The sequence below is a fragment of the Brachyspira pilosicoli P43/6/78 genome (genome assembly GCF_000325665.1).
Taxonomy (GTDB): domain Bacteria; phylum Spirochaetota; class Brachyspiria; order Brachyspirales; family Brachyspiraceae; genus Brachyspira; species Brachyspira pilosicoli.
Window position 1 is genome coordinate 1,989,341 of sequence record NC_019908.1, and the last position, 13,375, is coordinate 2,002,715.

Here is a 13,375-nt window from a genome sequence, read left to right on the forward strand (position 1 = left end):
TGACATAAAACAAACATTATATATAATATTTAAAATATCAATTATAGAATTCTTAAAGGACTTATCGATGAAACTCAAACATACAAACAATTTTATAAAAAAAGATACAGTTGCAATCTTTGTTAAGGTTGAAAAAGAGAAGCCTAAAGTTTGTACATTTAATGATGAGTATATAAAACTATTTAACAGTTTAGTAAAAGACAAATATTATACTATATCAACTCCATTTGCATTTGCTTTTTCTAGTAATACTAGAGTAATTTATATTACTTACAAAGAAGTGAAAAATTATATTTATGAAACTTGGAAAAATGCAGGAGCTTCTTTAATAAGCATAATGAATCAGCTTCATATATCTGATATAGAAGTGGATATGGCAGAATTATTTGCTGAAATTGGTTCTCAGGAATCTTATATACAATTTTGTTTAGGAATGTTTTTAGCTTCTTATAGTTTTAATTATCATCTTGGCGAGAAGAGACTTAAAGAGAAAAACAATATTAATAATATTTTACTTGTTTCTGACCATAAAAAAGATACAGAGAATGCTATTAATATTGCTTCTAATATATCTGAGCATATTTGCTGGGCTAGAGATATGGTTAATGAGCCTAGCAATGTTATTAATTCTTTAACTTTTATAGATAGAGCAAAAAAGATTGCTGAGAAGAAAAAAATCACTGTTTCTATATTAGATGAAAAGCAATTAAAGTCATTAAAGATGAATGGAATATTAGGTGTTAATGCTGGAAGCAAGAATCCTCCAAGACTTCTTTGTATGCAATATAAAAAAGCTAAGGCTAAAAAGAATATAGTACTAGTTGGTAAGGGTATAACATTTGATACTGGCGGAATGAGTTTGAAGCCTGCTGACAGCATGCTTGGAATGAAAGATGATATGGCTGGTGCTGCTGCAGTTTCTGGAGCTTTATTTTTGGCTGCTGATATGAATCTTGATGCTAATGTTACTGCTATTTGTCCATTAACAGACAACAAAACAGGAAGCGGTGCTATTAACCCAGGAGACATATTAAAGATGTATAATGGTGTTACTGTTGAGGTTGTTAATACTGATGCTGAGGGAAGATTAATACTTGCTGATGCTCTTGCTTATGGAATAGATAAATATAAACCTGATTATATAATAGATATTGCTACATTAACAGGTGCTTGTTCTATAGCTTTAGGAAGACATGCTACAGGACTTCTTTCTACAGATGATAAATTGTCAAGAGCTATTAAAGATGCTGGTGATGATACTTATGAAAGAGTATGGGAGCTTCCTATGTTTGATGAGTATAAAGAGCAAATAAAATCTGATGTTGCAGATATTAAAAACACTGGCGGAAGAAATGCCGGCACTATCACTGCAGCACAATTTCTTTCATACTTCACTGAAGGAACTAAATGGGCTCACTTGGATATAGCTTGCACTTCTATATCTGATTCTAATGATAAATATTTAACTAAAGGTGCTACTGGTGTTGGAGTTTATTTATTAGAAAAAACAATTGAGAAGTTAATAGAAATTAATTAATAATAATTATTATTATATATTTTTTAATAGTCCTGCTAAATACTTTGTATTGGCAGGGCTTTTTTATTTTAACAAAATTACAATATTTTAAGGAAAAGTGTTTATATTTTTGATTGATTTTGATTATTTTTGACTATTTATGATTGATTTTTTATGAAAATTTTATATACTATAATTATGAAGAGGTAAGAAATTATGTTAAAAGTAAGCAGATATGAATTGATATTAGAAGTTATAAGAGAGAAGAGAAATATAAAAGTAGAAGAACTAATTGAGAGGCTAAATGTATCAGAGGCTACAATAAGACGCGATTTAAGTTTTCTTGAAAAGGCAGGAAAAATAAGAAGAGTTCATGGCGGTGCAATATTAGTTGATACACAGGAAGAGAGCTTATTATACAAAAAAGAAATATACTCTGAAGAAAAGGAAAGGATAGGAAAGTTTGCTGCTTCATTAGTAAAAAGCGGAAATATTATATATTTAGATGCTGGTACAAGTGTTTCTGCTATGATTAAATATTTATCTGGAATAGAAAATATAAAAGTAGTAACTAACGGATTAAACCATATAGAAGAGCTTTGCAACAAAAAAATAGAGAGTTATTTAATTGGCGGAAAAATGAAAATGCTTACTGGGGCTTTAGTAGGTGCAAGTGCTGTTTTATATCTAAAAAGTTTTAATTTTGATTTAGCATTTATGGGGGCAAATGGAGTAGATGTGAATGGGTATTCTACTCCTGATAATGAGGAGGCTTTGATAAAAAATGAGGCTGCTTCAAAGGCAAAGAAAACTTATTTCTTATGCGATGAATCAAAATTAAATAAAAACAGTTTAATGAATTTTTTCAATTTGGAAGATTCTTATTTAATAACAAATGCTAAAGAAATAAATGAAAATATAAAAAGAAAATTAAAAGGATTATATATTGTTAATTAAAAATAGGAGGATTAATTTATGATATATACTTTAACATTAAATCCTGCTGTTGACTATTATATAGACATGGAAAGCTTTGAAGAGGGAGATTTAAACAAAGTGAATAATGCCTATACATTGGCAGGAGGTAAGGGAATAAATGTTTCTAAGGTTTTAAAAAATTTTAATATTGAATCTACTGCATTAGGTTTTTGCGGCGGATTTACTGGGGATTATATAAAAAAAGATATTAAAGAATGCGGCATTAAAGAAAATTTTATTTATTTAGAAGAAGCTACAAGAATAAATATTAAATTAAAAACAAGTAAGTCAGAAAGTGAAATAGCAGGCAAATCTCCAAATATATCAAAAGAAAAAGTTCATGAACTATTAAACTATATAAAAAATAATATAAAAGAAAATGATATATTAGTTTTATCTGGAAGCGTTCCTAATTCTATTGAAAGCAGTATATATAAAGATATTATATCAAATGCAAATAAAAATATAAAAGTGATATTAGATGCTAGAGACGAGGCATTTAAAATAGGATTAAGAGAAAAAGTATTTCTCACAAAACCTAATAAAAAAGAGTTAGGTGAATATTTTAATAAAAAAATAGAATCAACAGATGACATCATAAAATATGCTAGAGAATTAATAAAAGACGGAAGTAAAAATGTGATAGTATCTTTAGGAAAAGATGGTTCTGTATTAGTAACAGAAAATGAAGTTTATATAGGAAATGCTCCTAAAGGAAAATTAATAAGTTCTGTAGGTGCTGGAGATTCTATGGTTGCTGGTATAGTTTATGGATTAAGCAATAATTTAAGTATAGTTGATTCTTATAAATATGCTATAGCAAGCGGAAGCTCTACTGCATGTTCTGAAATGTTAACTACATTTGAAAATATGAATAAGTTTTTAGAAAAAGTTGAAATAAAAAAAATTAATTAAAGTTTATGTAATTATATAAATGGAGGAATAGGATGTTAAAAGATGTTATAACTTTAGATTGTATAAATATAGATTTAAAGGGACAAACAAAATCAGAAATTATAGATGAAATGGTAGACATTCTCTATAATAACGGCAAATTAAATGACAGAGAAGAGTATAAAAAAGAAATATTAAAGAGAGAAGCTCAAAGCTCAACAGGAATGGAAGAAGGAATAGCAATACCTCATGGTAAAACTGATGCTGTAAAGATTCCTACAGTTGCAATAGGTATTTCTAAAAAAGGTGTTGATTATGAATCATTAGACGGTAAGCCTTCACATTTATTTTTTATGATAGCAGCACCAGCAAATTCTAATAATTCTCATATTGAATTATTATCAAAAATAACAACACTTCTTCTTGAAGATGATATTAGAGAAGCACTTATCAATGCAAAAAGTAAAGAAGAAGTATTGGATATATTAATAAAGAATGCTGAGAAAGATAATGAAAACTCATCATTAAATCAAGAAACTAATAACGATTCATATCAAGTATTAGCAGTAACAGCATGCCCTACAGGAATAGCACATACTTATATGGCAGCAGATGCCTTACTTAAAAAAGGTAAAGAACTTGGTATTACTATCAAAGTAGAAACTAATGGTTCAAGCGGTGTAAAAAATGAACTTACAAAAGAAGAGATAAAAAATGCAAAAGGAATAATAGTAGCAGCTGATAAAAATGTTGCTATGGAGAGATTTGCTGGAAAGAATGTTGATATAGTAGGAGTAAAAGAGGCAATAAAAGACCCTGAAAGATTAATAAACAATGCCATAAATCAAACAGCTCCTATATATCATAGCAGTGAAGATAACACTCAATCTTCAAATAAATTTGCTAAGAAACCAAAAACAGGAGTATATAAACATTTAATGTCAGGAGTATCAAATATGCTTCCATTTGTTGTAGGCGGAGGTATATTGATAGCATTTTCATTTATGTTTGGTATTAATGCAAGCAACCCTAATGATCCTTCATACAATTATTTTGCTAAGCTTTTAAATGACATTGGAGGAGGAAATGCATTCTTTCTAATGGTTCCTGTAATGGCAGGATTTATTGGTATGAGTATTGCTGACAGACCTGGTTTTGCTCCTGCTATGGTTGGAGGATTAATTTCTTTAAATAGCGGCGGCGGATTTTTGGGCGGTTTGATAGGCGGATTCTTAGGAGGATATATCACTCTTTTATTAAAAAAAGTATTTAATAAATTGCCTGAAAGTTTGGACGGAATTAAGCCTGTTTTATTATATCCTTTATTTGGTATATTTATTACTGGTGCTATAATGTATTTATTCATTGTTAATCCAATAGCTGCAATCAATACAGGACTTTCTAATTTCTTGAAAAACTTAGGTACAGGAAACTTAATATTATTAGGTGCTTTGCTTGGTGCTATGATGTCCACTGATATGGGAGGCCCTATAAATAAAGCTGCTTTCACATTCGGTATAGCAATGATAGCTTCTGGTCAATATGCTCCTCATGCTGCTGTTATGGCTGGAGGTATGGTTCCTCCTTTGGGTATAGCATTAGCTACTACAATATTTAGAAATAAATTCTCTGCTGATGAAAGAGATGCTGGAAAAACTTGTTATGTTATGGGGCTTTCATTTATTACTGAAGGAGCTATACCATTTGCTGCTTCTGACCCTATAAGAGTTATTCCTTCTTGTATGATAGGTGCTGCAATTTCTGGGGCTTTATCTATGGCTTTTCATATAGAATTAAGAGCTCCTCATGGTGGTATATTTGTTTTGCCTATAGTTAATAATCCTATAATGTATTTGCTTGCTATAGTAATAGGTTCTGTAGTTACAGCGGTACTTCTTGGATTTATTAAAAAGCCTGTTAATGAATAAAATAAAAAAACAGATTTTTTAAATTTAGAATATTTGTGGGGCTTTGCCCCCTGCGAAGCGTACCCGTAGGGTAACACCCCACTTCTTTTGGCGACCGAAGGAAGTGCCTGTGGGTATGACCCAAAGAAGCAAAAAGACTGCATTTTTTAATACTCAAATATAAAAAATTACAAAATATAATTGTTTAGAGATATATAGAAGTATAGGAATTTCCTATACTTCTTTTTTTAAACTTAATTTACTTTTTTAACTCACTCTGTCTGTTTTCATCTTATACACTTTGTCAGCTATATTAAGCGTAGAGAGTCTATGCGATACCAAAACAACGGTTCTATCTTTACTATTATCTTTTACAGATTTTAATATAACAGCTTCATTTAAACTATCAAGATTGCTTGTAGGCTCATCAAGAAGCATGAATGGTGCCTTGTGTAAAAAACTTCTAGCTATGCCAATACGTTGTTTTTCTCCGCCAGATAAAGTATCTCCAAGTTCTCCTACATTAGTATCATATCCATTTGGAAGACTCATTATAAAGTCATGTAATGATGCCTTTTTGCATGCTTCAATAACCTCTTCTCTTGTGGCATTTTTATCTGCTATTTTTATATTGTTTTCTATGGTGTCTTTAAATATTGAAGTCTCTTGTGTTACATAGCTTTCTAAATCTCTAAGAGAATCAGTATTAATATCTTTTATATTAGAGCCAGATATTTTTAAGCTTCCTTTTTTTATATCCCAAAATCGCATAAAAAGTTTTAAAAGTGTTGATTTACCGCTTCCGCTTTTTCCGCTTATTCCTATTATCTTATTAGGCTCTATTTGTAAGTTGTAATCATTTAATATTTCTTCGCCTTCATAATCAAAGCATACATTCTCGCATTCAAGCCCATTAAACTCTAAAATACTCTCACCATCATAAACTTCTTCAATAATTGGTTTTTCATTAAGTAAATTTAATATTCTCTCTCCGCTTGCCAATGTCATAAATAAATTGTTTGATAAATTACTCAATGCTATCACAGGTCCGAAAGAACTTGCCATTGCTATAGTAGGTATTAATATGTTAGAGAAATTTTTGTCTTTTGATATTAATACACTCACAACAAGAATAGCTAATGTAAATAATGATACTGCTGAAGTGGTAAGTCCTGATATTATGCCTTCATAGTGTTTTAGTTTTTTATTTAAATCCATTAAGTCATCAGTTTTATTTTCTATTGCTTGTATTCTTTTTTCACCGTATCCAAATTGAAGTATCTCTTTTATTCCCCATAAACTGTCAAGAAAATAGCTGTTTAATTTACCAAAATTATTTCTATATTCCATTCCAGCATTTTTTCCAAACTTTGATGAAAAATAAGGAATTACAAAACCTATAGTAAAATATCCTAATAATGCAATAGCCCCTAAGATAATATTAAAACTTCCTATAAATATTGTCATAATCATTGAAGTTAATACTCCTATAGCTATTGGTGAAATTGTATGAGCATAAAACACTTCAAGAAGTTCAATATCGCTTGTGATGAGTGCTATTAAATTTCCTTTATCTCTTCCTTCAAGTTTTGCAGGTGATAATTTTCTTAAAGCCTTAAAAACTTTATCTCTAATAAGAGCAAGCAATTTAAAAGCTATAAAATGATTGCTTAGCTGTTCAACATAGTGAAGCAAACCTCTTAAGGCTGCAAGCACCAAAACAGTAATGAATATTGTTTTTATTGTAAAGAAATTATTTAACCCCAAAAAAGTTAATATTGCATATCCGCCAAGTATTGTTATAGATATAGCACACAAGAATCCTAAAACTCCTGTAGTTATTGCCAATATCATAACATGCATAAGAGGAGCAATTAGCCCGATTAATTGTGCCATAATTTTAATACCGCTTCTTCGCATCATTTAAACTCCAATTTATTATTTTTTAGTATTATTATTTGTAGGGACTAGCCCCCTGCGAAGCGTGCCCCTAGGGTACACACCCCCACTTCTTTTGCGACCGAAGGGAGTCCTTCAGGACGACCGTAGGAAGTGCCTTCGGTATTGCCACAAAGAAGCAAAAAGGCTATATTTTGAATAGCTTTATAATTATATGTCTAAAATATAATCAATTATTTTATAGCTATTATTATTTGCACTTTTTGCAACTTTGACGAAGTCCACACCGTGTAAGGCGGGAAAAAGTTGAATAAAATAAAATTTTTAAAATATATAATTATATCGCTATGCTTAGACTCTCTCCTTTTGTTATGCTCTCTAAATTTGTTTGTTCATTAAATATTCTCGCATACTCTCCATTTATACTCATCAATTCATTATGCGTGCCTTCTTCCTCTATAACGCCGTCTTTTAAGAAATATATCTTGTCTGAAGGTATGCAGTTGTAAAGTCTATGAGATATTAATATAACTGTCTTCTCTTTAGCAATATCTCTTATAATCTCCATAATGCTCTCCTCACTTTCAACATCAACATTAGAAGTAGCCTCATCAAATATATATATATCAGCATTAAAAAGTATAGCCCTTGCTAATGCTAATCTCTGTTTTTGTCCTCCAGATAGATTGGAAGCTTTCTCCATTATCTTTGTATTAAGTCCGTCTTCAGTTTGTAAAAAATCATAAAGCTCCACTTTTTTTAATGCTTCATTCATCTTTCTTTCTGTGATAGTGCTTCCTGCCATTTTTAAGTTATCATATACAGTGCCTTCAAATAAATAACTGTTATGATCAACTACAACTATTTTTTTATATAAATCATCTTTTTCTATTGTAGAGAGTTCAATATCACCTATTTTTATAGAGCCTTTATAATTTTCATTTTTTAATGATATGAGTCCTGCAATGGTGCTTTTTCCAGAACCAGAAACCCCTACTATAGAAACAAATGATTTTTCTTTGATATTGAGATTTATATTTTTTAATATGGTTTTATCTTCGTTGTAGGCAAAACTTACATTGTTAAAAATAATCTCTTCATTATCTTTATTTATTTTGTTTACTCTGTTTTTGTCTTCAGGCATATCAAGTATTTCAAACATCTTGTCGCTTGCAGATATTCCATTCATAGCTATGTGGAAGAATGAACCCAAAAGCCTTAAAGGGATAAAAAACTCTGCAGAAAGCATTATTATAGTGAATGTGCCTGCAAGGTTAATGTTTCCTTTTATATATTCAAGTATAGATATTATCACTCCCAAAGCAGCTCCGCCGTATGCGATTATGTCCATTATAGTTGTGGAGTTTAATTGCATAAATAGTAGATTCATCGTAGCAATTCTAAACTTTTCTGCTTCTATATTCATCTCTTCATTTTTCTTTTCATCGGCCTTATATATTTTTAAAGTGGTAAGTCCCTGTACATCTTCTAAAAATATCTCTCCCAAATCGCTATAGCTTCCCCAGTATTTTTTTAATATTTTCTTAGCAATTTGCACTATAGCAACTATTGATAAAGGTATAAGAGGAACACATATTAAAAGTATAACAGCTGATTTTATACTTATAGTAGAAAGCACACAAAAAAGCACAATAGGAGCTATCATACTATAAAAGAATTGAGGCAAGTAACGTCCAAAATAAGTTTCTAATTGATCAACACCTTCCATTGATATTTGAACAATTTCGCTTGTTGAAAATTTTTCTTTGTATCTGCTTCCAAGCGTAAGAAGTTTTGAGTACATTTTCTCTCTTAAAGTTTGTTTTACTCTGCCAGAAGCATAATATGACATTTGCGATAATAAAATATTAAATCTAAATCTTAATACTATTATAACAAGAAAAGCAATACATAATGTTATAATATCTTCTTTAGTTATATTTTTTTGATATGCTTTTTGTATAATATCTGCCATAAAAAATATTGCAGCTATATTGAGAGCTAAATTGGCAAGCTGTATTATTACATGCCAAGCGATATATTTTTTAGCTTCTCCCATTAAAGCTATAAGCCTTTTATTTATCATAAACTTTCCTTTATTTTTTAATTATTAATAAATACTTCTTTTTATTATCTCTTTTATCCCAGAACTGTCATAATCCTCTCTAGTCATAGCACTTATTATAAATGACAATATTATATCTATAAACTTATCCGCAGTAAAACTTTCATTGAATGCATCTTTTCTCACATTCTTATCATTCATAAGATTTTTATATAAACCATCTCTAATATGTGTTTTTATATTATTCATCATACCAATAGCCTTGGTTTTATTTTTTCCAAATAATATAGTAGAATGCATCAAGAAAAAATTTGGATATTCTTTATTTCCTTTTTCAATACTCTTAAAAATTGTATCTATCACTTCCATAAAACTATTAGATTGTATACATATATTTGAAGGGTGAAATATATCAAGCCATATGCTTCCTATTATAGATATAGTTAACTCCTCTTTTGAATTAAAATAATTATATATAGAACCAATAGCTATATTACAGTTTTCAGCTATTGTTCTTATATTGATTGAATTAAAACCTTTCTTTTTTATAAGTTCTCTGCTTATATTAAGTATTTCTTCTTTTGAAGTTATATTTTTATTCATAATATTTACTTCCTTTAATTTTTTAATACTTATTTTATTAATTTATTACTAAATATAATATCTTACACCCATGCTCATTCTTCCAAAACCAACCATATTCAATTTTCTAGGATATCCAAGTTTTGCCCCATTATAAATATCATGAAGTCCCCCGCCAAACTCTAACACTATACCTACATGTTTGCTTACATTTATATTAAATCCAGCACCTCCGCCAACTTCCCAATATAAAGGCTCTGAAAATAAAAATTTATGGTCTGTATCAGCACCAAATGATAAAAAACCAAAACTTGCAAAAGCAAATGCATATCTTGCTATGCTTATTTCTCCTGTATACACATCTTTGCTTCCAAAAGTAATTTTCTGCATAAAACCTAATTGATACATGTCCGGGTTATCATCATATATTTTTGAGCCTACTATAGAAGTATAACTTTTCATCTCAAAATTGTTATACTTAAATAGTTTAAAACCAAACTCTATATTAACACTTGTCTTTATAGTATCAGCACTGCTGTATAACCCTATAGAAAAAAATCTATTATCTATTCCAGATAAAACTTTATTTTTTTTATCTTCCTCCTCTGTATATGCAATATACAAAAAAACTTAAAGTTATAATATTTATTACAGCAATATATTTATATACCTTCATAATAATACCTGTTTTCTATTCATCAAATTCAATATTTGTGTTTTCTTTATATTCTTTTATGGTCTTTATACATACAAAAAAATAAAAATATTTTATTGTAAGTAATACAACTAATGCAATTCTTGCATGCAAATTATTTACTAATATAAAAGCAATTATAAGCATAATACTTACAGGTATGAGTATGCTAAGTTTAGATTTTAATGTCATAGCTTTTGATTTTACAAAACTCTCTAAATGTTTTTTGTAAAGTTTTGTTGATATAAACCAATTATGAAACTTTTGAGAGCCTTTTGCAAAGAAAAAAGCAGCAAGCAAAAGAAATGGAGCAGTTGGAAGTATTGGGAGAGCTACTCCTATTATTCCAAGTCCCATAAACAAAAAAGCTAAAACTATGTATAATATTCTCATAAACAAAGCATTCCTAATATATCATAGTGAACAATGTTCATTATAAATTAATAGTACTTTTTAGTCAATAATAAATATGAACTTTATAGTGTTTTTTTGTAATTAAAATTCCTATCCATTGCATATTCTAATAGATAGCCGTTTGAATATATTTCTTTACTCATTTTTATATACTTAATATAGTTTTCATTATCATTTATTTTAAAATAATATTGCGACAGCCAAACATAGGCTAAATATTTCTGATATTTTTCTTTAGCATTCATTAAAGCTTTATTAAAATATTGAAAAGCTTTTTTACTGCTTCCTCCAGCTATTTTAGGAGCATGCATATATCCCACAGCTGTGCCTAAAAGAGCAAAGAAATTTTTATCATCTTTATCTAATATAGTTTTATATATATCTTTACTCTTTGAACCAAAAGAAATTTTTTCTGGAACATTGCAATAATAGATTATATAATTCATTAATTCTGATACGCTAATTAAATAATCAATATCATCAGAGCTTTCATAATCATTGTTTTTATTAATTGCATCTTTTAAAAAATTGTATTTTTCTTTTTCATCTTTTATATATTTTGATTGTACTAAGAAATATAAGTTTTGATATGTTTGAGATGAATTAGCTTCTATATTTTTTATATCATAATAAGATGAATAATAATCATTATAAAAATCATTAATTTCTTTAGAATTATATGAATATAGAGAAGTGTAAAATATTGTCAACAGCAAAATTATATATTTCATAGATTATACTCCTAAATTAAGTGCTTTAACTGAACATTGTTCATTTTATATAAAAATATATTTTTGTCAATTAAAAATCAATTATTTTATAGACTAAATATGATTATTAATTTATAATATAAGAAAAAAAATAAAGGTTTTGTATAATGAAAATACTAATCATAGGCTCTGGCGGAAGAGAACATGCTATAGCTTTTAGCTTATCAAAGAATGAAAGAGTAGAGAAGATATACTGTTCTGAGGGTAATGCTGGAACTTTTTATGAAAATAAATGTGAGAATGTGAAATTAAACGGAATTGATGAGTTTGTTAATTTTGCAAAAGAGAAGAGTATTGATTTAACTATAGTAGGAAGTGAGGAGCTTCTTGTTGCCGGCATAGTAGATATATTTGAAAAGAACAATTTAAAAATCTTTGGACCTGATAAAAAAGGTGCTATGCTTGAGGGCTCTAAGGCTTATGCTAAAGAGTTTATGAAAAAATACGGAATTAAAACAGCTGAGTACAAAACATTTAATGACTATAATAATGCAAAAGAATATTTAAAAAGTATAAATTATCCTATTGTTATAAAGGCTAGCGGACTTGCTTTAGGTAAGGGTGTAATTATATGTAAAGATATAAAAGAAGCCAATAATGCATTAGAAGATATGATGATAAAAAAAGTATTTGGTGATGCTTGTAATGAGATTGTAATAGAAGAGTTTTTGGAAGGTTATGAGGCTTCTATTTTATCTATAACAGATGGTAACACTATAATACCTTTTATATCTGCAAAAGACCATAAAAAAGCGTTGGATAATGATGGCGGATTAAACACTGGAGGAATGGGTGTAATATCACCAAACCCTTATTATACAAAAGAGGCAGAAAGTTTATTTATAAAAGATATTTTAAATCCTACTCTCGAAGGAATGAAGAGAGAAAATATAAGTTTTGCTGGTATAATATTTTTTGGGCTTATGATTACAAAAAATGGAGTGTATTTGCTTGAGTATAATGTGAGAATGGGAGACCCAGAGACACAGGCTGTGCTTATGCTCATGGAGAGTGATTATTTATCTTTAATAGAAAGTGCTATGGATAAGAAATTAAAAGACATAGATATAAAATGGAAAGATAAACATGCTTGCTGTGTGGTTATGGCTTCTGGCGGATATCCTTCTAGTTATAACAAGGGATATAAAATTACTGGCATAAACAATATAAACGGCAAATGTTTTATAGCTGGTGCTAAACTCGATGAAAATAAAAATATTATTACAAGCGGCGGAAGGGTTTTGAATGTTGTGAATATTGCTGATAGTTTGGAAGAAGCAAGAAAACTTACTTATAACGATATTGAAAAGATAGATTTTAAAGATAAATATTTTAGAAAAGATATTGGTTTAATTAAGCTGTAAAATTATATAAGCAAAAAATTATATAATAAAAGCCTATCTTAATATTTTAAGGTGGGCTTTTTTATTTAATAAAGTTTATTTTATCACGCGTTAAGCTAGTTATAAAAACAAATTTAATTAATAATTGCATTATAACTATAAACAAAAAGTTTGTTTACCGCGTGTATTAAAAAATATCAAATTTAAAAAACTCTTTGCTGGTGTATAATCTTAGTTTATAGACACTAAATATATATCAAATTTATTATTTTAAAATAAAATTTCAAACTCTCAAAGTCGTATAATTAAAATA

Annotated in this window: 10 protein-coding genes and 1 pseudogene; 5 read left to right on the forward strand and 6 right to left on the reverse strand. The window is 28.7% G+C overall.

Going from position 1 to position 13,375, the window contains the following annotated elements:
- Positions 1-67: 67 nt before the first annotated feature.
- The 4 genes from BPP43_RS08860 to BPP43_RS08875 all read left to right on the forward strand — a co-directional run bounded on the left by BPP43_RS08860 (position 68) and on the right by BPP43_RS08875 (position 5,316).
- Complete coding sequence (locus BPP43_RS08860; protein WP_013244066.1) at positions 68-1,537, forward strand: leucyl aminopeptidase family protein; 1,470 nt, start codon at positions 68-70, stop codon at positions 1,535-1,537.
- Between the two features lie 195 nt (positions 1,538-1,732).
- Positions 1,733-2,473, forward strand: a complete 741-nt coding sequence (locus BPP43_RS08865; RefSeq protein ID WP_013244065.1) for a DeoR/GlpR family DNA-binding transcription regulator — start codon at positions 1,733-1,735, stop codon at positions 2,471-2,473.
- Positions 2,474-2,491: 18 nt separating this feature from the next.
- Entirely contained in the window at positions 2,492-3,409 is a 918-nt protein-coding gene (pfkB, locus tag BPP43_RS08870; protein ID WP_014933990.1) for a 1-phosphofructokinase, read from the forward strand.
- A 32-nt stretch (positions 3,410-3,441) separates the two neighbouring features.
- On the forward strand, positions 3,442-5,316 hold the full coding sequence (locus tag BPP43_RS08875) for a PTS fructose transporter subunit IIABC (protein WP_015274755.1): 1,875 nt from the start codon (positions 3,442-3,444) through the stop codon (positions 5,314-5,316).
- Between the two features lie 246 nt (positions 5,317-5,562).
- On the opposite strand, the gene BPP43_RS08880 is transcribed toward BPP43_RS08875, so the two are convergent.
- The 6 genes and pseudogenes from BPP43_RS08880 to BPP43_RS08905 all read right to left on the reverse strand — a co-directional run bounded on the left by BPP43_RS08880 (position 5,563) and on the right by BPP43_RS08905 (position 11,680).
- Positions 5,563-7,215 (reverse strand): amino acid ABC transporter ATP-binding/permease protein, encoded by a 1,653-nt coding sequence (locus BPP43_RS08880; RefSeq protein ID WP_015274756.1) that lies wholly within the window; start codon positions 7,213-7,215, stop codon positions 5,563-5,565.
- 316 nt (positions 7,216-7,531) lie between these two features.
- Entirely contained in the window at positions 7,532-9,280 is a 1,749-nt protein-coding gene (locus BPP43_RS08885; RefSeq protein WP_015274757.1) for an ABC transporter ATP-binding protein/permease, read from the reverse strand.
- Positions 9,281-9,304: 24 nt separating this feature from the next.
- Positions 9,305-9,862, reverse strand: coding sequence for a TetR/AcrR family transcriptional regulator (locus BPP43_RS08890; protein WP_015274758.1), 558 nt, complete (start codon positions 9,860-9,862; stop codon positions 9,305-9,307).
- A gap of 48 nt (positions 9,863-9,910) precedes the next feature.
- Positions 9,911-10,517 (reverse strand): annotated as a pseudogene (locus tag BPP43_RS08895) (hypothetical protein).
- 15 nt (positions 10,518-10,532) lie between these two features.
- Positions 10,533-10,928, reverse strand: a complete 396-nt coding sequence (locus BPP43_RS08900; protein WP_015274760.1) for a YbaN family protein — start codon at positions 10,926-10,928, stop codon at positions 10,533-10,535.
- Positions 10,929-11,011: 83 nt separating this feature from the next.
- Positions 11,012-11,680, reverse strand: a complete 669-nt coding sequence (locus BPP43_RS08905) for a hypothetical protein (protein ID WP_015274761.1) — start codon at positions 11,678-11,680, stop codon at positions 11,012-11,014.
- Positions 11,681-11,826: 146 nt separating this feature from the next.
- Between BPP43_RS08905 and purD the strand changes: the two genes are divergently transcribed.
- Positions 11,827-13,083, forward strand: coding sequence for a phosphoribosylamine--glycine ligase (gene purD, locus BPP43_RS08910; RefSeq protein WP_015274762.1), 1,257 nt, complete (start codon positions 11,827-11,829; stop codon positions 13,081-13,083).
- The last annotated feature ends 292 nt before the right edge of the window (positions 13,084-13,375 follow it).

Coding starts and splice junctions, on each gene's coding strand:
- BPP43_RS08860 (WP_013244066.1), top strand. CDS start 68: ATGAAACTCAAACATACAAACAATTTTATAAAAAAAGATACAGTTGCA.
- BPP43_RS08865 (WP_013244065.1), top strand. CDS start 1,733: ATGTTAAAAGTAAGCAGATATGAATTGATATTAGAAGTTATAAGAGAG.
- pfkB (WP_014933990.1), top strand. CDS start 2,492: ATGATATATACTTTAACATTAAATCCTGCTGTTGACTATTATATAGAC.
- BPP43_RS08875 (WP_015274755.1), top strand. CDS start 3,442: ATGTTAAAAGATGTTATAACTTTAGATTGTATAAATATAGATTTAAAG.
- BPP43_RS08880 (WP_015274756.1), bottom strand. CDS start 7,215: ATGCGAAGAAGCGGTATTAAAATTATGGCACAATTAATCGGGCTAATT.
- BPP43_RS08885 (WP_015274757.1), bottom strand. CDS start 9,280: ATGATAAATAAAAGGCTTATAGCTTTAATGGGAGAAGCTAAAAAATAT.
- BPP43_RS08890 (WP_015274758.1), bottom strand. CDS start 9,862: ATGAATAAAAATATAACTTCAAAAGAAGAAATACTTAATATAAGCAGA.
- BPP43_RS08900 (WP_015274760.1), bottom strand. CDS start 10,928: ATGAGAATATTATACATAGTTTTAGCTTTTTTGTTTATGGGACTTGGA.
- BPP43_RS08905 (WP_015274761.1), bottom strand. CDS start 11,680: ATGAAATATATAATTTTGCTGTTGACAATATTTTACACTTCTCTATAT.
- purD (WP_015274762.1), top strand. CDS start 11,827: ATGAAAATACTAATCATAGGCTCTGGCGGAAGAGAACATGCTATAGCT.